Here is a 19764-nt window from a genome sequence, read left to right on the forward strand (position 1 = left end):
GGTGGGGTAACTTCAACTGCCTCGACCTTTGACTGAAAAGGCGGAGTGCGTCGCCGAGGACCCCTCCCGGCCCTGCGGGCCACCCTCCCCCTTGCGGGGCCCTCGAGGGGGAGGGAGTGCCCTACTTCACCAGCCCCTTTTCCTTGTAGTACCGCTCGGCGCCGGGATGCAGCGGCACCGGCATGCCGTCGAGCGCCTTGGCCATGTCGATCGCCTTGGCGGCGGCGTGGGCGGCGGCGAGCTGGTCGAGATTTTCGAACAGCAGCTTGGTCATCTGATAGGCGGTCTCGTCGGAGACGTCGGCATGGGAGATGAGGAAATTACCGACGGCGGCGGTCGCGACATCCTCGGTCTGGCCTTCATAGGTGCCCTTGGGAATGGCTACCGAAAGATAGGGCGAGCCGATCTTGGCGACGTCCTCCGCCGGTACTGCAACGACGTTGATCGGCACCGAGGTGGCGAGGTCGCGGATCGATGCGACGCCGAGGCCGGCCGATTGCAGCGTGGCGTCGAGCTGGCGGTTCTTGATGAGCTCGACCGATTCGGCGAAGGGCAGATACTCGACCCGTCCAAGGTCTTCGTATTTCAGCCCGGCGGCCGCGAAGATGGCGCGGGCGTTGAGCTCGGTGCCGGAGGCCGGCGCGCCGACAGACAGGCTCTTGCCCTTGAGGTCGGCAAGCGTCTTGATGCCGGATTCCTTGCTGGCAACGATCTGGATGTAGTTGGGATAGATGGCGGCGATGCCGCGCAGCTTGTCGAGCTTGCCCGGGTAGCCGGCTTCGGTATTGCCCTCGGCGGCCAGTTTGACGGCATCGCCGAGCGCGAAGGCGATCTCGCCTTTGCCCTGCTGCAGCAGGTTGAGATTCTCGACCGAAGCTTTCGTCGCCTGCACCTGGGTGCGGGCGCCTTCGATGCCCTTCCCGTAGATTTCCGACAGCGCGACACCGAGCGGATAATAGACGCCCGAGGTGCCGCCGGTCAGCACGTTGATGAATTCCTGCGCCTTGGCCGAAACCGCGCCAATGCCCAGCGACAGCGCCAGCGCGCCGGCGGCAACAAACTTCGTCCTGAAATTGAGCATGTGATTTCCTCCCTGAAATATTTGCCACGGCACGACCCGAGGCGAGTTTAGACAGCGGGCGGGAAATGCCAACCCGCAATTGCGCCGATTAGACCAACGGTCGATGCCGCTGGACATGCAGGCTTGCGCGAGATGCCATCCGGGCCGAAAGATTTTTGCAGCGCCTGTCGAATTCGGGCGAGGACGCGCGACATTGGTTCGGCCGGCAACGACGCGGCCTTCGAAACCACGGGAGAAGACCATGCGATACATGCTTTTGATCTACGGAAACGAAGCCGCAATGGCGAATGCGCCACGCGAGAGCACCGAGCAGACCCTCGCGGCTTATGGCGCTTATACCGAAGCGTTGAAGAAATCAGGCGTATGGCTTGCCGGCGACCGGCTGAGACCGACCCGGGCGGCCACCTCTGTACGGATGGCTAACGGCAAGACCAACGTGCTCGACGGCCCGTATGCCGATACCAAGGAGCAACTTGCCGGCTTCTACATGATCGAGGCGGCGGACATCGACACGGCCATCGAATGGGCTGCGCGCTGTCCAGCAGCCAGCACTGGCACGGTCGAGGTGCGACCGATCTGGGAAATGACGGAGTACTTATCTGAGAAATGACCATGTGATGGACAGTCGTCCGGAGATCGCACGGGCGGCGGCGGATGCAGCCGCCCGCCAAAGCTACGGCAAGCTGGTCGCCTATCTGGCCGCGCGCATCCGCGATGTGGCCGGCGCCGAGGACGCGCTGGCCGACGCCTTTGCGGCGGCGCTCGAACGCTGGCCGCAAACCGGCGTGCCTGAGAAGCCGGAAGCCTGGCTGCTGGCGGTGGCACGAAAACGTAGCGTCGACGCGATCCGGCGGCGGCTGACCAGCGAGGCGGGCCGCGACCATCTCAGGTTGATCGCCGAGGAGATCGAGGCCCGCATGGCCGATGAAGACCTGCCGGACGAACGGCTGCGGCTGATGTTTGCCTGCGCCCATCCGGCGATCGAGGCCGGCGTGCGCGCGCCGCTGATTCTGCAAGCCATTCTGGGCTTCGACGCCGCGACGATCGCCTCTGCCTTCCTGGTGTCGCCGGCAACGATGGGCCAGCGTCTGGTGCGCGCCAAAAACCGCATCCGCGAGACCGGCATTCCGTTCCGTGTGCCGGAGCGGGCCGAGCTCGGCGAGCGGCTGGATGCGGTGCTGGAAGCGATCTACGCGGCGTTCGCCGAAGGCTGGTCCGACCCGGCCGGCACCGAAACCCGGCGGCGCAATCTCGCGACCGAAGGCATCTGGCTCGGCCGGCTGGTGGCGTCGTTGATGCCGGATGAGCCGGAAGCGCTCGGCCTGCTGGCGCTGATGCTGTTTGCCGAGGCGCGGCGTGCGGCGCGGCGCAACGCCGCCGGAGACTATGTGCCATTGGCCGAGCAGGAGCTTGCGCTGTGGGACGGCGCCTTGATCGACGAAGCGGAGACGCTGCTCAGGCGCGCCGCGGCCAAGGGCGTTGTCGGTCGCTACCAGCTCGAGGCGGCCGTGCAATCCGCCCATACGACCCGGCGGCTGACCGGCCGGACCGACTGGATTGCGATCAAACATCTCTACGACGCGCTGTCGATGGTTGCCGGCTCGCCAGTGATTTCGATCAACCGCGCGGTGGCCATTGCCGAGGCCGACGGCGCCGCGGCGGGATTGAGTGCACTTGATGAGCTTGGCGACGACAAACGGCTGCATGATTATCAGCCTTATTGGGCCGCGCGCGCGGGCCTTCTGGCCAGGATCGGCAAAACCCGGGAAGCGGCCGCAGCCTATGACCGCGCGATCGGCCTCGAACGCGACCCGGCTGTGCGCCGGTTCCTGCAGGAACGACGGGCGGGGCTCGGCCGCGCGGAAGCAGACTGAGACAAGGCGATCGGTTCAGGCCGGCCACATGGCGTGGGAGGCGTTCAGCTTCCTCATCACCTGATGCTCCCGCAATTTGGCCCACATGCGTTCGATGTTCGGCCAGGCGGTGCGGACTTTTCCGACCTCGGGATGCCAGGCCACCAGCATGACGAGATAGATGTCGGCCAGCGAGAGCTGGTCGCCGACCAGCCAGTCGCGGCCTTCGAGGGCAGCATCGAGAATGGCCAAGCCGCGATCCAATTCCGAGATCGCCGCCTGCTTGACTGCGTCCACGCCGCCGGGATCGGCTGTGTAGCGATGAGCATAGAAGAACCGCAGGTCAGCCTGATAGATGACCGACGACATGAACGTCATCCAGCGCAGGAAGTCGGCGCGGTCAGGCGAGTTCGCTGCCGGCGCCAAGTTCGCTTCCGGGTGGCGCTCGGCAAGCAGGATGCAGATCGCCGCCGATTCGGTCATCGAACTTCCGTCCGGCAAGATCAGGACTGGCACCTGGTTCAAGGGGCTGATGTCGAGGAAGGCCTGGTCGGGCGGGTTCGACTTCGGAACATCGATCTGGTCGAAAGGCGCACCCGCCAGTATCAGCGCCGCCTCGACGACAACGCCGCCGGTATTGGCACGGGTATAGAGCTTGTACATGAAATCCTCCGCCAGCCGGTGCAAGGCCGGCGACGATCTGAACCGGAAGCGCCGCTCCACTCAAGCGAGCAACGGCGGCCACAGTTGTTTTTTCAGCGGTCCAGCACTGCCATCTGGGTCCTCGGCGCACGGCTGGAGCCTGTCGCTCCTTAGGTGGACTAGCGCAACTTTCGAGATTAGCTGAAGCCCACCTATCTCCGTCGAGGGACCTAAGCCCCCAGCCCTTCGAACAGGATCGTCGACAGATAGCGCTCGGCGAAGGACGGGACGACCACCACAAGGTTCTTGCCATTGTTCTCCGGCCGCGAGCCGACGACGATCGCCGCCTGCAGGGCAGCGCCCGACGAGATGCCGACCGGCACGCCTTCGAGGCGCGCGACGAGCCGCGCATTGGCGACCGAATCCTCGTTGGAGACCTTGACGATCTCGTCGTAGATCGTCGTGTCGAGTATCTTCGGCGCGAAGCCGGCGCCGATGCCCTGGATCTTGTGCGGACCGGGCTGGCCGCCCGACAGCACCGGCGAGGTTTCCGGCTCGACGGCGACGACATGCACGGAGGGCTTGCGCTGCTTCAGCACCTGGCCGACGCCGGTGATGGTGCCACCGGTGCCGATGCCGGCCACGAAGATGTCGACCTCGCCATGGGTGTCGTTCCAGATTTCCTCGGCCGTGGTGCGGCGGTGGATCTCCGGGTTGGCCGGATTTTCGAACTGCTGCGGAATAATGGCGTCGGGCAGCGTCGCGGCCAGCTCGTCGGCCTTGGCGATGGCGCCCTTCATGCCTTTCGGCCCTTCGGTCAGCACCAGTTCGGCGCCGAGCAGAGCCAGCATCTTGCGGCGCTCGACCGACATGGTTTCCGGCATCGTCAGGATCAGTTTGTAGCCCTTGGCGGCAGCGGCAAAGGCGAGCGCGATGCCGGTGTTGCCCGAGGTCGGCTCGATCAGCGTCGTCCTGCCGGGTGCAATCCTGCCCGATGCCTCCAGCGCCTCGATCATCGAGACGCCGATGCGGTCCTTGACCGAGGCGATCGGGTTGAAGAATTCGAGCTTGGCCAGCAGACTGGCAACGACGCCCTTTTCATTGGCGAATTTGTCGAGCCGTACCAGCGGCGTGTCGCCGATCGTCTCGGTGATCGAATTGTAGATGCGGCCGCGGCCCGGCGCGTGCGCGGTGGTGGCGGGCTTGTTCATTGGTTTCGCTCCCAAGAGTTAGGCGGGCAAGAGTCAGATGGGCATAAGTCTCGACAAGGCAGGATAAAGCCTTCGGCCGCGCAAGATAGTCTGCTGTTTGAAAATATCCGACTGGAACGCATTCTGAAAACGCCCTCGCCCGGGAAAAGCATTCAGGCGTGGCCAAAACTGGCCTATTGCCGGGCGGCGATCGCAGCCGCCGCCCCGACCATGAAGGTGGCGGCGGTGCGGTTCAGCGCCCTCAGCGCGCGCGGCGACTTCAGAAGCCCGCGCGCCTTGGCCGCCAGCGCCAGATAGGGCACCAGCACCACCAGCAACACGACGAGCGTCAGCGCGACGAGGATGCCGTAGTCGGCGAGCGTAATGGTCTTCAGATCGACGATGGTCGGCGTGATGGCGAGATAGAAGATCATCGTCTTCGGATTGCCGAGCGTGACGGCGAGGCCGGCAATAAAGCTCGACACCAGCCCGCCCCTGCCTTTCTTCGCCGCCACCGTTTCGGGCGCGATGCCGCTCGTCCAAAAGCGCCAGCCGAGGAAAGCGAGATAGGCGACGCCCAGCCATTTGATCGCCAGGAAGGCCATGCCGAAGGTCTGCGCGACGAGCGCGAGGCCGAGCACCACGGCGGTGAGGTAGGTGAGATCGCCGAGCATCAGCCCGAAGGACATGGCGAGCGCCGAGCGAAAGCCGGACCCAAGCGCACGCGCAATAAGCGCGGTGAGCCCCGGGCCGGGGATGGCAGCGGCGATGCCGAGGGCCGCGCTATATGCGAGGAATCCGGTGAGGGTCATGGTTTCGGCCTTAGCGCATGACCCCAAAAAACGGGATCGACCTTTTAGACTGAGCCTTTTAAGACTGGGGCCTTGTCGCACAAAGGTGGGCAGGCGTGTACTCCCTGAGGGAGGGTTTCGATTGCACCAGCGCCGCCGGCCAGGCGAACGCGCCGATCAAGACGGGCTTTGCCGTAAGTGACGCGCCAGCATGGTTTTTCGGGCTCAGTTTCCGGCTGCGTAGAAATCGTCGTCGAGGCGCTTTTCCAGCGCGACGAGATCGGCCGGCAGCGGCAGGCCCATGGCGCGCATCTCCCTCAGCTTTTCGCGCAGTTGTTCCTGCACTTCATGCTGATCCTCGGGCTGGTTGATCATCTGCTCGAGCAATAGGCTGATCTGGGCTTTGAATGATTCCAGCGCCATTTTTTTCTCCTTGAGGTCCCCGAAAGCGTGTCGCGTTTGAAGGGATACGGGCGACGCGCTTTGGTTTTGGGCGACATGTATTACCGCAGCATGCGCGAAATAAGCTGCGCGGTATAGTCGACCATCGGCACGATGCGTGCGTAGTTCAGCCGGGTCGGGCCGATGACGCCGAGCGCGCCGATGACGCGGGCGTCCTTGTCGCGATAGGGCGCCACGACCAGCGACGAGCCCGACAGCGAAAACAGCTTGTTTTCCGAGCCGATGAAGATGCGCACGCCGGAGCCTTCCTCGGCGAGGTCGAGAAGCTGGATCAGCCCGTTCTGCGTCTCCAGATCCTCGAACAAATGCCGCAGCAGCTCGATGTCAGCCTGCGCGGTGACATTTTCCAGCAGGTTGGCGCGGCCGCGCACGATGAGACGCGCCGGCAGGCCGCTCTCGGCGCCCGCCCAGACCGCAAGGCCCTTCTCCACCAGATCCTGCGACAGCGTGTCGAGGGCGGCCTTGGTCTCTTCCTTGATGCGGGCGATCTCGATCCGCGCCTCGGCCAGCGTGCGGCCACGGATGTGGGCATTGAGGAAGTTCGAGGCTTCATGCAATTGCGAGACGGTGATGCCGGCCGGCAGGTCGACGACGCGATTTTCGACGTCGCCGTTCTGCGACACCAGCACGGCCAGCGCCTTGGTCGGCTCGAGTTGGATGAATTCGATGTGCTTGAGCGCCACCTCGTTCTTGGCGGCAAGCACGAGGCCGGCGCCGCGCGACATGCCGGACAGCATCTGGCTGGCCTCGATGAGCATGTGCTCCAGCGTCGCGCCAGAGCCGGAGGCGCGCACCTGCGCCTCGATGGTGCGGCGCTCCTCGTCGGAGAGATCGCCAAGCTCCATGAAAGCATCGACGAAGAAGCGCAGGCCGGCCTGGGTCGGCAGCCGGCCGGCCGAGATATGCGGCGCATAGATCAGGCCGAGATGCTCGAGATCACTCATCACGTTGCGGATGGTGGCGGGCGACAGCGAAGACGGCAGGATACGCGACAGGCTACGTGAGCCGACCGGCTCGCCGTCCTTCAGATAGGAATCGACAATGCGCCGAAAGATGTCGCGCGAGCGCATGTCGAGCGACTGGAGTGCGGGCGACTGGAGTGCGGGCGATTGAAGCGCAGGGGACTGGAGCACTGCCGCCGACTGGGAATTGGGATCGACTGCCTTGGTCATTTCGAGCCAAACACCTCCGGCCCAAAGATATAGACTTCGGCCACGCCGGCGCAACTGGTCCATTTTCCTTTGCGCCTCTCGTCGCGTGCGGCTACAAGCCGGCCACGATTCCGAAAAATAGGATAAAAGCCTGAATGCGCCCTTCCAAACGCCAATTCGACGAAATGCGCGCCATCTCCTTCGAACGCGGCGTCTCCAAGCACGCGGAAGGTTCGTGCCTGGTGAAGTTCGGCGACACGCATGTGCTGTGCACGGCCAGCCTCGAGGAAAAGGTGCCGGGCTGGATGCGCAATTCCGGCAAGGGCTGGGTGACGGCGGAATACGGCATGCTGCCGCGCTCGACCGGCGAGCGCATGCGCCGCGAAGCTTCGGCCGGCAAGCAAGGCGGCCGCACGCTGGAAATCCAGCGGCTGATCGGCCGTTCGCTGCGCGCCGTGGTCGATCTGCAGGCGCTCGGCGAGCAGCAGATCACCGTCGACTGCGACGTGATTCAGGCCGATGGCGGCACGCGCACAGCCTCGATCACCGGCGGTTGGGTGGCGCTTTACGATTGCCTGCGCTGGATGGAAGCCCGGCAGATGGCCAGCGTCGCCAAGGTGCTGAAGGATCATGTCGCGGCTATCTCCTGCGGCATCCATGACGGCCAGCCGGTCATCGATCTCGACTATCTCGAGGATTCCTCGGCCGGCACCGACGCCAACTTCGTCATGACCGGCAAGGGCGGCATCGTCGAGATCCAGGGCACGGCCGAGGGCGAGCCTTTCTCAGAAGAGCAGTTCACGGCGCTAATGGAATTGGCCAAGAAAGGCATCCAGCGACTGGTCAGCCTGCAACAGATGGCTGTAGCTTAACCCTGTCATGACTCCTTCCGCCATCCTCGAATCAGCCCTCTACGTGACCGACCTCAATGCCGCGGAAGAATTCTATTCCGGCGTGCTTGGGCTCGATCTGCTGGGCAAGGTCGACGGCAGGCATCTTTTCTTCCGTTGCGGCGACGGCGTACTGCTCGTCTTCAACGCCGAGGCGACCAAGGTGCCGCCGGCGCCCGATGCCAGGCTGAAAGTGCCGCCGCACGGCGCTGTCGGCGACGGCCATCTCTGCTTTGCAGCAAGCGCGGACGAGATCGTGCGCTGGAGAGCGCATCTGGAAGCGAAGATGATTGCCATCGAAAGCGAGTTCGAATGGCCGCAAGGCGGCCGCTCGATCTATATTCGCGACCCTTCCGGCAATTCGATCGAATTCGCCGAGCCAAGAATCTGGGGCCTCTGATGCATTCGCTTGATGGGCACAGAATTGTCGTAGCCAGCCACAATGCCGGCAAACTGCGCGAGTTCGCCGATCTGATGGCGCCATTCGGCATAGAAGCGAAGTCGGCCAAGGAATACGGCCTGCCGGAGCCGGACGAGACCGGCACCACCTTCGAGGAGAACGCCTATCTCAAGGCTTTTGCCGCCGCCAAGGCGACAGGCCTGCCGGCATTGTCGGACGATTCTGGCCTGTGTGTCGATGCGCTAGGCGGAGCGCCCGGCGTCTATACCGCCAATTGGGCCGAGGCGCCGGACGGGTCCCGCGATTTCGGCATGGCGATGCAGCGGGCGGAAGTGGCGTTGCAGGAAGTCGGCGCGGCCACGCCTGCGCAGCGCAAGGGTCGCTTCGTCGCCGTCATCTGCCTGGCCTTTCCGGACGGCGCGGCCGAATATTTTCGAGGCGAGGTCGAGGGCACACTGGTATGGCCGCCGCGCGGCGAACTCGGCTTCGGCTACGACCCGGTGTTCGTGCCGGACGGTTTCGAAAAGACCTTCGGCGAGATTACCGCAGAGGAAAAACATGGCTGGAAGCCCGGCCAGCCGACGGCATTGTCGCACCGCGCCCGCGCCTTTCAGAAATTCGCGCACGCCAGACTGGATTTGGCACGATCGGGCGTGAAATGACCATGCTGCTCGACCGCAGCCCCGGCTTCGGCGTCTACATCCACTGGCCGTTCTGCGCGGCCAAATGCCCCTATTGCGACTTCAACAGCCATGTCCGCCACCAGCCGGTCGACCAGGAGCGTTTTGCGCGCGCCTTCGAGACCGAGCTTGCGACGATGCGCCACCGCACCGGACCGCGCGAGGTGACCAGCATTTTCCTCGGCGGCGGCACGCCATCGTTGATGAAGCCGGAAACCGTGGCGACGGTGCTGGACGCGGTGGCGAAGAACTGGACGGTGCCCGCCGGCATCGAGGTGACGCTGGAAGCCAACCCCTCCTCGGTCGAGTCCGAGCGCTTTCGGGGCTACCGGGCGGCAGGCGTCAACCGCGTGTCGCTCGGCGTGCAGGCGCTGAACGACAAGGATCTGCGCTTCCTCGGCCGCTTGCACAATGTCCATGAAGCGCTGCATGCGATCGGCCTGGCGCGTGAGATCTTTCCGCGGCTGTCCTTCGACCTGATCTACGCACGGCCCGGCCAGACACCTGAGGCGTGGCAGGCGGAGCTCGAACAGGCTATCGGCCGCGCCGCCGACCATCTGTCGCTCTACCAGCTGACCATCGAGGAAGGCACGCCGTTCCACGCGCTGCATGCGGCCAAGAAATTCGCTATTCCCAACAATGACCATGCCGCCGATCTCTATGCGCTGACGCAGGAGATCACCGCCGCACATGGGCTGCCGGCCTACGAGATTTCCAACCACGCCAGATCAGGCGCCGAAAGCCGGCACAATCTCACCTATTGGCGCTATGGCGAATATGTCGGCGTCGGTCCCGGCGCGCATGGCCGCTTCGTCGAGAATGGCCGCCGCGTGGTGACGATCGCCGAAAGAATGCCGGAAACCTGGGCCAATCTGGTCGAGGCCAAGGGCCATGGCGTCACCGGCGGCGAGACCCTGACGCGCTCGGAAGAGGCCGACGAGTTCCTCTTGATGGGGCTGAGGCTGGCCGAGGGCATCGATCTCTCGCGCTACGAAGCGTTTTCCGGGCGCAGCCTGTCGACGGCGCGGCTATCGATGCTGCAGGGCGAGGGGCTGGTGGCGCCGATCGGCAATGCCCGCCTGCGCGCCACCCCGGCCGGCATGATCGTGCTCGACGCCGTGGTGGCGGACCTGGCGCGGTAAAGCATAGGCCAGGAGCTGAACTGTCACAGACAATTTATCGACTCACGCGCGAGCTTGGCCGCGTTGGGTGTAATCCGGGAAACCAGAGGGCATCTGGGGTGGAAGAACCCGGGAGGCGTTGCGCCGTTTCGCTCGATACTCCGGCGCTGAAATCGACATGGCGAAACCGACAACAATTGCTTTGAAGAAATTGGAAGAAAGCACAGCTCGCGTGTGTCCGGTGGTTGCCCGGCCGAATTCGATAGAAGCACCCCGCCATGCGAACAACCCGAACACCCGGCCACGACCAATAGCGGAACAGAAGCGTGCCGCCGCTACTCCGAGCGCGAGCAGGCCAGCTCGCGTTTGCAGCGCCGGGGCTCGCCGGGGCAGCGGCTTCTGCCGCGATCCAATTACAATTTGCGAGTGATGTGTCGGCAGAGGTTGCCGATCTGGCGTCGCTGAGCGGCCACGAGCCGTGTTGAAGCCGGTGAGAACCGGTAAGCGGCAGCAGAGAGGTATGCTGGCGCTCCCATCTTCCACCTCGTCCTATCGAAACTCAATAATGTAGCCGTGCGAGCTGTTTTGCGGACCCATATCGTCCCACGTGCTCGCCTTGAGGTCGGCCGTGTCGCGGTTGCCGTCCAGATGAGCATAAAACATCGCAAAATCATCACCCTGCTTGTGCTCGTTGGGGTGGTTGGGAAGCCAATTGTTGTAAGTCATTGCCTCGCCGGTCAGCCATCGCCAGCCGCCACGAGGCTCGCGTCCCCCCGGATCCTGCTCAAGGCCGATCCACGGACCCATCTTGTAGGACACATTTCCGTCGAAGCCAGTTTCGAACATCCGGTCATCAGCCTCGAACAGTCCGTAAACAAAGTCGTTCTCCGCCTTTGACGAGATCGACGCCAGATGCGCTTTACACCGCTGGGCAGCAGATTTGGCGGTCTGCCAAGACGAGTGGCGATCGTAAACCGCCACATAGAGGCGGCTCCCAAACTCGCCGTAGATGATTTCTTTGCCCCTGAGGCATTGCGCGGCGCGAATAATGCGCTCATCGGTTTCGAGCCCTTTCAAATCCTCGGGTTCGAAGAGCCGCGCCTCGTCGGCAGATACGACGGAATTCGTGCTCGTGACGCCAACCAGTTCCAGCCTGTTGGCGACGACGCTATTGATATATCCGGTCTCGGTGAGCCCCAGCGCCTTCTGGTATCGAGAGATCGCCCTGCGAGTCTTTTGACCGAAATTCCCGTCCACCGCGCCTATGTCATATCCGAGGTCGGAAAGCGTCAGCTGGATTTCCTTGCGTTGAGACTGCGTCAGCCTCATACGGCTTTCAGCTTCCTGCGGCGACACGAGGCCATCGCCGCCACCTTCGAGCAGGCGCAGCGCAGCGCGCGCGCTGTCGGAGAAAGAGCCGGATTGGTGCTTGGCCAAGTAAAGCTGCCAGCCGCGTGCAGTGGCAATGCGCTCGGCTTTTTCGAAATCTATCCGGGCGAGAAAATCGGATGCGGGGACAGCGGTCGCCGGCGCGCTGGCGTTGAAGTAAAATTCAGCGGCAATGTTCGAGACAATCTGCGGCGATTGGACGTTGTTCGTCTTTATCCGGACATCGCGGATCACACGCTTGAAAGCCGTACCTACCTCTAGCGAAGGGCTGGCCAGATGTTCAACTAAGGCCGTCGTGAAAGGCGAGTTCTCACCGACTCCATCGTAGGCGACCTGGCCAGGCGAAGCGGAGAAGGCGATCATCGTTCCCGAGCCGGTGGAACTCACCGGCGCCAGCCCCTTCAACGCAGCGCCGCGGGTGACGCCTTCGACGCTTGCATTCAGCCGGTCGGCGATCGGATTATTGCGACAGGCATCGACGAAAAGAAGCGAGAGCGAGGCTTTCCGCTCCATAATGCTTATAATGGAATTCAGCGCGATGGCTTCGGCGTCGACATCAAACTCCGACAGCAGCTCGGCATCGAGCCCGAGCAGAAAATTTTCGCCTTTCAGCTGCATCCCGTGGCCAGCGAAGTAGAACAAGGCGGTGTCGGCTGGCCCGATCTTCTTTGAAAAATTAGAGAGTCCTCTCGCGAAACCGGCCCGGTCGACATTGATCAGACTGTCTACCTCGAAGCCGTTTTCCTTCAGGAACGCTGTAAAGGCACGGGCGTCGGCGGCGGCGTTCGCCAACGGCGTTGTCGCCGTGTAGGCAGAATTCCCGACTACCAACGCAAGGCGCTTACCTTCCGCAGCGCTTAGCGGCGCTGAAAGGCCCAGCACCATCAGAAGCAGAAAAAATAGAAATGTCTGAAGATTTCTGAGCCCCATGGCTGCCTCTCTGCCCTAGCAAAGCCTGAGCAGGAAAAGCATTGGTGTCAACATGGGAAGGTGTTAGGCGTGTGAGCTGCGTTTCGAAAATCCAACTGCTGGCGCGCCTATATTAGGCTGAATACCTCGATCAACTCGGCGCGCCCTTTGACCTCATGATAGCCGCAGGACTTGAAATATTGTCTACCTTCGGGCCACTGCTCGACGAACTGGGCGCTGACCAACAGCGGCTTGTCCAGTTTTCGCGTCAATCCCTCAATACGAAAGGCCAAATTGACCGCATCGCCCAGCGCGGTGTTGATGCCTTTGCCCAAAGCGCCGATAGCAACTTCACCCACATGAAGGCCAATGCGGCAGTCGAGTACGATGTCTTGTTGTTCCCTGACCAGTACTCGGGTTGGCGACGTAGCCGCGTCTTCCGCAGCGCGGAGCGCCTGGGCAGCCTGAACCGCAGAGACACAGACATCCGCTGCCGTCCCGTGCCAGTAAGCAAATACACAATCACCAATGAATTTGTCGATTGAGGCACCGTAGTGCTTCAAAATCATATTGCAGTCCATATACCACTCGGCCAGGAGGGCCGCCACCTGTTCCGGGGACAGCCTTGCGCTGATTCCGGTAAACCCCTTCAAATCAGCGACGAACAGGGTGGCCGGCCGGCTCTTGGGGGCTGCCGGGTTGCCCCATTGAGTTTTTGTGTTCGCCGCTTGCGAATCCAGATCGGGGGCAGTCGTGCCCTGTTCGAAAAGAAAAATCGATCTGCCGAACTGGACGCGATCGCCGCTGTGCAGCACACGCGCGGTTGTGAGCGCCACGTCATTCACATAACTGCCATTGGCACTGCCGACGTCAACAACCCAGTAGTTCGCGCCGTCGCGCCGGATCGTTGCATGCTGGCGCGAAACTTCCCCGTCGGCCAGGCGTATGGTGGCATGTTCGCCACGACCAATCAGGTTGAAATCTCCCAGTCTATAGGCCTCGCTGTTGCTCAGTGCGGTTAAAGTTGCCGACATGATCCTCTCCCGTACGCTCAAGCGCGCACGCAGGTGCAATATTAGCACGTTACGAACAGAGGCTGGCGGTCCATCATACAAAAGGCTCAGCGAGCGGAATTGCGGCCCGAGTTACATGGGGAGCGCCGAGCCTTTCAGACGAACAAAGTTTGAACCTCCGTCCGTGTTTAAAATAACGTCCTCTTCGCCTGCAGCCAGAATCGCTTGCGAAGCCCGACCGCGGAGCAGGTGTTTTCTGGCCGCAGGGATATCGAGGTCGCATATGCCAGCACCAACCACGATGCCGACAACCCGTTGACGCACGACCTCGTCTCGTGGGCCGACATCTTCGTGATGGAAAAGGCGCACCGCGCCAAACTGCAGAAGAAATTCAAGGCCAGCCTGAAGAAGGCTCGCGTGATCTGCCTCGACATTGCGGACGACTATGAGTTCATGGACCCAGGTCTGGTGCGTCTGATGGAAGCGCGCGTCTCGAAGCATCTGGGTTGAATGATGTGACCGAGCGTTTCCCCCCACGCTTTAGAGAGAAGTGTCTCGGTCAATCGCGCAGGTTGCGGTAGTCAGGCGTCATGCTTGTGGCGGCGCTTGGCGTGGTCTTTCTCGGCGTCCGCCTCACCGGAGCGAGCCGGCTTGGCATCGGCCTTGTCGCGGCGTGCGCGGTGTTGATCGCTCATCGGGTGTGGGGGCGCTCCGTTGCGGGAGCTTTTCGTTTCAAGGCGGGTGATGAAAATGTCGAAGCGATTGGGCATCGTCTGGTCAGTGCTCCATCGTGCTGCCGGTGCCGGTCGAAGGCTCGATTTTCAGCTTGGTTGCCTTTAAAGGACGACGCTTTCGCGGCTTTTTGGCCAAGCCGGTGCCGGCTTTGGCAGGCTGGCTCTTGTCCTTTTGCGCTGCAAAGCGCTTGCGCCCTGCATAGTAGGGTTCGAAAACGTCCTGTATCTTAAGGCTGTCCATCCTGCTCCTCCCGAGATCAGGCATTAATCCGCCGGGCACGGTTTCGTTCCGTACTGTGGCGAAGGCATGGCGACCGCTTCACTTCGGCACCGGTTTTGCAACCAGGCGTGAGCCGTGCGAAACAGGGCCGAATGCATTCAGTGTCAGAGGACGCTCTGATGGGGGACACCGGTGACCGGCGAGTTGGCAAAACGCAGCTACGTGATCGGCCAGACCGAGATATCGGTCCGGCCGCTCGAGCCGGCGCTCTACCTGGTTGCGACGCCGATCGGCAATCTCGCGGACATCACATTACGCGCGCTTGAGACGCTCGCCGCCGCCGATATCGTCGCCTGCGAGGACACGCGGGTCAGCCGTGTGCTGCTCGACCGCTACGGCATCCGCCGCCGCACGTCAGCCTATCACGAGCACAATGCCGGCGAGGCCGGGCCGAAGCTGATCGCAGCCTTGCTGGCCGGGCAGAGCGTGGCGCTGATCTCGGACGCCGGCACGCCGCTGATCTCCGATCCCGGCTACCGGCTGGTCGGCGAGGCGCTCGACCAGGGCATTCGCGTCGTGCCGATCCCCGGCCCCTCAGCGGCGCTTGCGGGCCTGACGGCGTCCGGCCTGCCCTCCGATGCCTTCCTGTTTGCCGGCTTCCCGCCAGTGAAGACCGGACAGCGGCTGGCGCGGCTGGAAGCGCTGAAAGCCGTGCCGGCGACGCTGATCTTCTTCGAATCGCCGCGTCGGCTGGCTGACACGCTCAGTGCCATGGTCGAGGCGCTGGGCGGCGCCCGCAAAGCTGCGATCGGCCGCGAGTTGACCAAGACCTTCGAGGAGGTGCGGACCGGCACCTTACAGTCGCTCGCCGATCATTACGCGGCCGCCGACACGCCGAGGGGCGAGATCGTCATCTGCGTCGGCCCGTCGGAAGCCACGGCCGACGAGCCTGAAGACATCGACCGGCTGCTGCTTTCGCTTGCCGCCGAGATGCCGGCCTCCAAGGCGGCGGCGGAAGCCGCCAAGATGACCGGCGGCCAGAAGCAGGCGCTTTACCGGCGATTGCTTGAACTCAGGGATACCGGGAAGGACGGCGACACCGGGAAAGACGGCGATGGCTGAACGCCCGGTCGCCAGCCGCCAACGAGCCTATCGGCACGGCCACCGCAGCGAGTGGCTGGCGGCTGCGGCATTGATGGTGAAAGGCTATCGGATCCTGGCGCGCCGCCACCGCACGCGGTTCGGCGAGATTGACCTGATCGCGCGCCGCGGCGACCTGGTGCTGATCGTCGAGGTGAAGGCGCGCCGCACACTGATGGAAGCCATGGAGGCTGTTCGCTACGAATCGGAGCGCCGCATCGAAAGCGCCGCCGATCTCTGGCTGTCGCGCCAGTCCGACTATGGACGATTGTCGGTGCGTTTCGACATGGTCGCGGTGCTGCCGTGGCGCTGGCCGGTGCATGTCGAGAATGTTTTCTACGGGCGAAACTAGACCTACCCCCAGACGAACAGCGCCGCCAGCCCGACGGTGCCGATGACCAGCCGCCACCAGCCGAACAGCGAATAGCCGTGGCGCGAGACGTAGTTGAGCAGGAAGCGCACGACGATAAGCGCCGCGACGAAGGCGGCGATGAAACCGGCGGCGATGACCGGCAGATCTGCGCTGGTCAGCACGTTGCGGTTCTTGAAGAGGTCGAAGGCGAAGGCGCCGACCATTGTCGGCATGGCGAGGAAGAAGGAGAATTCTGCAGCCGCGCGTTTGTCGACGCCCAGAAGCAGCGCGCCGACGATCGTCGAGCCGGAGCGCGACGTGCCGGGGATCAGCGAAAGGCACTGGAACAGTCCGATCTGCAGATAGAGCCTGAGCGGAAACCGCTCGACGTCATGGTAGAGCGGCTTCGGCTTGAAGCGATCCACCCACAGCAGGACCACGCCGCCGATGATCAGCATGATGCAGATCAGCCTCGGCGATTCAAACAGTACCGTCTTGATGAAGCCATGCGCCAGGGCGCCGATGACGGCGGCCGGCAGGAAGGCGACGAGGATGCCGAGGACGAAATGCCGCGTCACCCGATCACGCGGCAGATCGACCAGCATCTGCCATAGACGATGGAAATAGACGCTGAGGATAGCCAGTATGGCGCCGAGCTGGATCAGGATCTCGAATGCCTTGCCGGTCGAATGGAAGCCGAGAAAATGGCCGGCAAGCAGGATATGGCCAGTCGACGAGACCGGAATGAACTCGGTCATGCCCTCGATCATGCCGAGCAGCAGCGCTTCGACGATGGTCTGGCTTTCCATGGAAACCTCGGCGTTCGAGTGAGGGCTTTGAAGAAGGGCTTGCTTGTCATGGCGCGGAACTCCTCCTATAGGTCGCAGCACCCTGACGGCCACCTGAATTCGGGGCGGCCAAGACTTACCGGCGCAGCCGGCGCTTTGCCAGTGCGCTCTATTATCGCGGGACCATGCTGACGCTTTTCCACCACCCGATGTTCGCCACCTGCCGCTTCGTTCGCCTCGCTTTCGGCGAGTATGGCGAGGAGCTGGCGCTGATCGAGGAAAAGCCGTGGATGCGGCGCAAGGAATTCCTGGCGCTGAACCCGGCCGGCACGCTGCCGATCCTGCTTGCCGAGGGCGACGTGCCGATTGTCGGCGCGGTCGTCATCGCGGAATATCTCGACGAGACGCGCGGCGTCTTGAAGCGCGACAAGCGGCTGTTCGCCGAAGACCCGATGGAGCGTGCGGAAATCCGCCGGCTGACCGACTGGTATCTGAACAAGGCCGAGGGCGAGGTTACCCGGCATCTGGTGCGCGAGCGCGTGCTGAAGCCGGTCATGCCGGAAACGGCGGGCGGCGGTTCGCCCGATTCGGCGGCGATCCGCGCCGCGCGCGCCAATATCCGCCAGCACATGAAATACACCAACTGGCTGGCCGGCACCCGCCATTGGCTGGCCGGCAACAAGGTCACCTATGCCGACCTCGCCGCTGCGGCTGCGCTGTCCGTGCTCGACTATCTCGGCGAGATCGACTGGCGCGAACACGCTGCCGCGCGCGAATGGTACGCACGGGTGAAATCACGGCCATCGTTCCGGCCGCTTTTGTCCGACCGGGTGCGCGGCCTGTCGCCGGTGTCACATTATGCGGACCTCGATTTCTAGAGCGCAAAACCTGCGCGCGCTGATCGACCGCGAGGCACGGCGCGCCGGTTTCGATGCTGTTGCCGTCACCACGCCAAATGCCATCCCGCTGGCGCCGGCCCGGCTGGCCGAGTTCGTCGCCGACGGCTTTCAAGGCTCAATGGGCTGGATCGCCGAGACGCTCGAGCGCCGCGGCGAGCCGACAGCACTTTGGCCTGAGGTTCGCTCGATCATCGTGCTGGCCATGAACTACGGCCCCGACCACGACCCGCGCGAGATCCTTGCAAAGCGCGACCGTGGCGCGATCTCGGCCTATGCGCAGAACCGCGACTATCATGACGTCATGAAAGGCCGGCTGAAGGAGATCGCCGGCAAGATCGTTGCGCGCGCCGGCGGCGACGTTAAAGTGTTCGTCGACACCGCCCCGGTGATGGAAAAGCCGCTGGCTGAAGCCGCCGGCCTCGGCTGGCAAGGCAAGCACACCAATCTGGTCAGCCGCGAGCACGGCTCCTGGCTGTTCCTCGGCACCATCTTCACAACGGCCGAGCTTGCGCCCGATACGCCCGAGGACGACCATTGCGGCTCCTGCCGCGCCTGTCTCGACGTCTGCCCGACCGACGCCTTTCCGGCTCCCTACCGGCTCGATGCGCGACGCTGCATCTCCTATCTCACCATCGAGAACAAAGGCCCGATCCCGCATGAGTTCCGGGAAAACATCGGCAACCGCATCTATGGCTGCGACGACTGCCTGGCCGCCTGCCCTTGGAACAAGTTTGCCCAGGTTGCCTCGGAGGCGAAGCTTGTCGCCCGCGCGAATTTGCGCGAACCGCCGCTCGCCGATCTCTTGGAGCTCGACGACGCTGCCTTCCGGTCGTTCTTTAGCGGTTCGCCAATCAAGCGCATCGGTCGCGACCGCTTTGTCCGCAATGTGCTGATCGCTGCCGGCAATTCCGGCGAACCCTCGCTCGGCAACGCGGTGCGTGCACTGCTCGGCGATGCCTCGCCGCTGGTGCGCGGCGCGGCGGTATGGGCGCTGTCACGGCTTGTGCCCGAGACCGAATTTGCCAAACATGCCACCGCTGCAATGAAAGCAGAAAGCGACGAGGCCGTGCAACGCGAATGGCGCCTGGCGCTGGCAAATCAAATCGAGGCGCATGCATGAGCGAGAAGCTGATCTTTATTTTCGGCGCCGGCTATTCAGGCAAGGCATTTGCCCGAGCCAACAAGGATGCCGGCACAATCCTTGGGACCACACGCGCAGCGGATAAATTCGAAGCGCTGCGGCAAGCCGGAATCCAGCCGCTGCTTTTCGATGGCGCGCTGACACCCGAAATCGGCGACGCGCTGAAGAAAACAACCCATCTCGTCGTCTCGGTGGCGCCGGAAGAGGCCGGCGACCCGGTGCTGAATGCGGCGCGCGGGACAATCGCGACAGAGATGCCGGCGCTCGAATGGATCGCCTATCTCTCCACCGTCGGCGTCTACGGCGACCATGGCGGCGGCTGGGTGGACGAGACCGCCGAGTGCCGGCCGCTGTCGAAGCGCTCGATGCTGCGTGTCGCCGCCGAGCGGGACTGGCTGAAACTGGGTCAGGACATCGGCCGGCCGGCGGCGATCCTGCGGCTTTCCGGCATTTACGGGCCGGGCCGCAATGCCCTGGTCAATCTGGAAAACGGCAGCGCGCGGCGGCTGGTCAAGCCGGGCCAAGTGTTCAATCGCATCCATTGCGACGATATTGCCGGCGCGCTCTGGCATCTCGCCGAAGGCAATCGCGGCGGCATCTTCAACGTCACCGACGACCTGCCGGCGCCGCCGCAGGACGTCGTCGCCTATGCCGCGGGGCTGATGGGTGTCACACCGCCGCCCGAAATTCCGTTCGAGACCGCCCAGCTTTCGCCTATGGCGCGGTCCTTCTATGGCGAGAACAAGCGTGTCGCCAACACAGCGATCAAGGCGACCGGCTATCGCTTCCGCTTTCCCGACTACCGGACGGCCTTCGACCATATGTGGACTGACGGCAACTGGCGCGACGGCGAGGCGCGTAGCCCGATGAAGCGGTCGTGATCGAAACCGCGCGCCGGCCGTGATATGATTCGACTTA

The 19764-nt window shown here is 63.4% G+C and carries 22 protein-coding genes; 12 read left to right on the forward strand and 10 right to left on the reverse strand.

The features are described from left to right. Positions 1-121: 121 nt before the first annotated feature. On the reverse strand, positions 122-1081 hold the full coding sequence (locus tag A9K68_RS03545) for a TAXI family TRAP transporter solute-binding subunit (RefSeq protein WP_065006456.1): 960 nt from the start codon (positions 1079-1081) through the stop codon (positions 122-124). Positions 1082-1322: 241 nt separating this feature from the next. Between A9K68_RS03545 and A9K68_RS03550 the strand changes: the two genes are divergently transcribed. Together A9K68_RS03550 and A9K68_RS03555 are read left to right on the forward strand one after the other, a co-directional pair. Next, positions 1323-1691 (forward strand): YciI family protein, encoded by a 369-nt coding sequence (locus A9K68_RS03550; protein ID WP_065006552.1) that lies wholly within the window; start codon positions 1323-1325, stop codon positions 1689-1691. Between the two features lie 7 nt (positions 1692-1698). Further along, positions 1699-2955: an RNA polymerase sigma factor gene (locus A9K68_RS03555; RefSeq protein WP_065006457.1), complete on the forward strand. Its 1257-nt coding sequence runs from the start codon at positions 1699-1701 to the stop codon at positions 2953-2955. 15 nt (positions 2956-2970) lie between these two features. Here A9K68_RS03555 and A9K68_RS03560 read toward each other — a convergent pair whose 3' ends face one another. From A9K68_RS03560 to hrcA, 5 genes are all read right to left on the reverse strand, one after another. Continuing rightward, entirely contained in the window at positions 2971-3597 is a 627-nt protein-coding gene (locus A9K68_RS03560; protein ID WP_065006553.1) for a glutathione S-transferase family protein, read from the reverse strand. 209 nt (positions 3598-3806) lie between these two features. After that, positions 3807-4787: a cysteine synthase A gene (gene cysK, locus A9K68_RS03565; protein ID WP_065006458.1), complete on the reverse strand. Its 981-nt coding sequence runs from the start codon at positions 4785-4787 to the stop codon at positions 3807-3809. Positions 4788-4960: 173 nt separating this feature from the next. Further along, positions 4961-5578, reverse strand: a complete 618-nt coding sequence (locus A9K68_RS03570) for a LysE family translocator (protein ID WP_065006459.1) — start codon at positions 5576-5578, stop codon at positions 4961-4963. A 204-nt stretch (positions 5579-5782) separates the two neighbouring features. After that, positions 5783-5980, reverse strand: coding sequence for a hypothetical protein (locus tag A9K68_RS03575; RefSeq protein WP_029347942.1), 198 nt, complete (start codon positions 5978-5980; stop codon positions 5783-5785). A gap of 80 nt (positions 5981-6060) precedes the next feature. Further along, positions 6061-7089 (reverse strand): heat-inducible transcriptional repressor HrcA, encoded by a 1029-nt coding sequence (gene hrcA, locus A9K68_RS03580; protein WP_051695677.1) that lies wholly within the window; start codon positions 7087-7089, stop codon positions 6061-6063. Between the two features lie 236 nt (positions 7090-7325). Between hrcA and rph the strand changes: the two genes are divergently transcribed. Genes rph through hemW form a run of 4 tightly spaced genes read left to right on the forward strand, consistent with a single transcriptional unit; the run spans position 7326 to position 10282 of the window. After that, the gene (gene rph / locus A9K68_RS03585) at positions 7326-8042 is read left to right on the forward strand and encodes a ribonuclease PH (RefSeq protein WP_029347945.1); all 717 of its coding nucleotides are present in this window, start codon (positions 7326-7328) and stop codon (positions 8040-8042) included. Between the two features lie 7 nt (positions 8043-8049). Continuing rightward, positions 8050-8460 carry a VOC family protein gene (locus A9K68_RS03590; RefSeq protein WP_065006460.1) on the forward strand — a complete coding sequence of 137 codons (411 nt, stop codon included), beginning with the start codon at positions 8050-8052 and terminating at the stop codon, positions 8458-8460. After that, a complete protein-coding gene (gene rdgB, locus A9K68_RS03595; RefSeq protein ID WP_065006461.1) occupies positions 8460-9122 on the forward strand; it encodes an RdgB/HAM1 family non-canonical purine NTP pyrophosphatase in 663 nt (220 codons plus the stop codon). Before A9K68_RS03590 ends, rdgB begins: the two co-directional genes overlap by 1 nt. Then, positions 9119-10282 (forward strand): radical SAM family heme chaperone HemW, encoded by a 1164-nt coding sequence (gene hemW / locus A9K68_RS03600; protein WP_065006462.1) that lies wholly within the window; start codon positions 9119-9121, stop codon positions 10280-10282. Before rdgB ends, hemW begins: the two co-directional genes overlap by 4 nt. Positions 10283-10810: 528 nt before the next feature. Here the strand turns inward: hemW and A9K68_RS03605 are convergent. Together A9K68_RS03605 and A9K68_RS03610 are read right to left on the reverse strand one after the other, a co-directional pair. Then, the gene (locus tag A9K68_RS03605) at positions 10811-12580 is read right to left on the reverse strand and encodes a caspase family protein (protein WP_065006463.1); all 1770 of its coding nucleotides are present in this window, start codon (positions 12578-12580) and stop codon (positions 10811-10813) included. Positions 12581-12687: 107 nt separating this feature from the next. Next, positions 12688-13593, reverse strand: coding sequence for an adenylate/guanylate cyclase domain-containing protein (locus tag A9K68_RS03610; protein WP_065006464.1), 906 nt, complete (start codon positions 13591-13593; stop codon positions 12688-12690). Positions 13594-13821: 228 nt separating this feature from the next. On the opposite strand from A9K68_RS03610, the gene A9K68_RS03615 reads away from it, so the two are divergent. Beyond that, positions 13822-14082 (forward strand): protein tyrosine phosphatase, encoded by a 261-nt coding sequence (locus A9K68_RS03615; RefSeq protein ID WP_246811289.1) that lies wholly within the window; start codon positions 13822-13824, stop codon positions 14080-14082. A 267-nt stretch (positions 14083-14349) separates the two neighbouring features. On the opposite strand, the gene A9K68_RS03625 is transcribed toward A9K68_RS03615, so the two are convergent. Further along, positions 14350-14547: a hypothetical protein gene (locus A9K68_RS03625; RefSeq protein WP_065006467.1), complete on the reverse strand. Its 198-nt coding sequence runs from the start codon at positions 14545-14547 to the stop codon at positions 14350-14352. Between the two features lie 171 nt (positions 14548-14718). Here A9K68_RS03625 and rsmI point away from each other — a divergent pair, with 171 nt between their 5' ends. Further along, complete coding sequence (gene rsmI / locus A9K68_RS03630) at positions 14719-15648, forward strand: 16S rRNA (cytidine(1402)-2'-O)-methyltransferase (protein WP_065006468.1); 930 nt, start codon at positions 14719-14721, stop codon at positions 15646-15648. Beyond that, on the forward strand, positions 15641-16018 hold the full coding sequence (locus tag A9K68_RS03635) for a YraN family protein (RefSeq protein WP_065006469.1): 378 nt from the start codon (positions 15641-15643) through the stop codon (positions 16016-16018). The genes rsmI and A9K68_RS03635 overlap by 8 nt, the downstream gene beginning before the upstream one ends. A 2-nt stretch (positions 16019-16020) precedes the next feature. On the opposite strand, the gene A9K68_RS03640 is transcribed toward A9K68_RS03635, so the two are convergent. After that, positions 16021-16827 (reverse strand): undecaprenyl-diphosphate phosphatase, encoded by an 807-nt coding sequence (locus A9K68_RS03640; protein WP_065006470.1) that lies wholly within the window; start codon positions 16825-16827, stop codon positions 16021-16023. A 164-nt stretch (positions 16828-16991) separates the two neighbouring features. On the opposite strand from A9K68_RS03640, the gene A9K68_RS03645 reads away from it, so the two are divergent. From A9K68_RS03645 to A9K68_RS03655, 3 genes are read left to right on the forward strand one after another with little or no spacing between them, the layout of a single operon-like run. Further along, positions 16992-17684, forward strand: coding sequence for a glutathione S-transferase family protein (locus A9K68_RS03645; protein ID WP_029347960.1), 693 nt, complete (start codon positions 16992-16994; stop codon positions 17682-17684). Next, entirely contained in the window at positions 17665-18825 is a 1161-nt protein-coding gene (gene queG, locus A9K68_RS03650) for a tRNA epoxyqueuosine(34) reductase QueG (protein ID WP_065006471.1), read from the forward strand. Before A9K68_RS03645 ends, queG begins: the two co-directional genes overlap by 20 nt. Next, entirely contained in the window at positions 18822-19727 is a 906-nt protein-coding gene (locus tag A9K68_RS03655) for an SDR family oxidoreductase (RefSeq protein WP_065006472.1), read from the forward strand. Before queG ends, A9K68_RS03655 begins: the two co-directional genes overlap by 4 nt. Positions 19728-19764 lie beyond the last annotated feature (37 nt).

The sequence above is a fragment of the Mesorhizobium sp. AA22 genome, from assembly GCF_001672375.2.
GTDB lineage: Bacteria > Pseudomonadota > Alphaproteobacteria > Rhizobiales > Rhizobiaceae > Mesorhizobium > Mesorhizobium wenxiniae.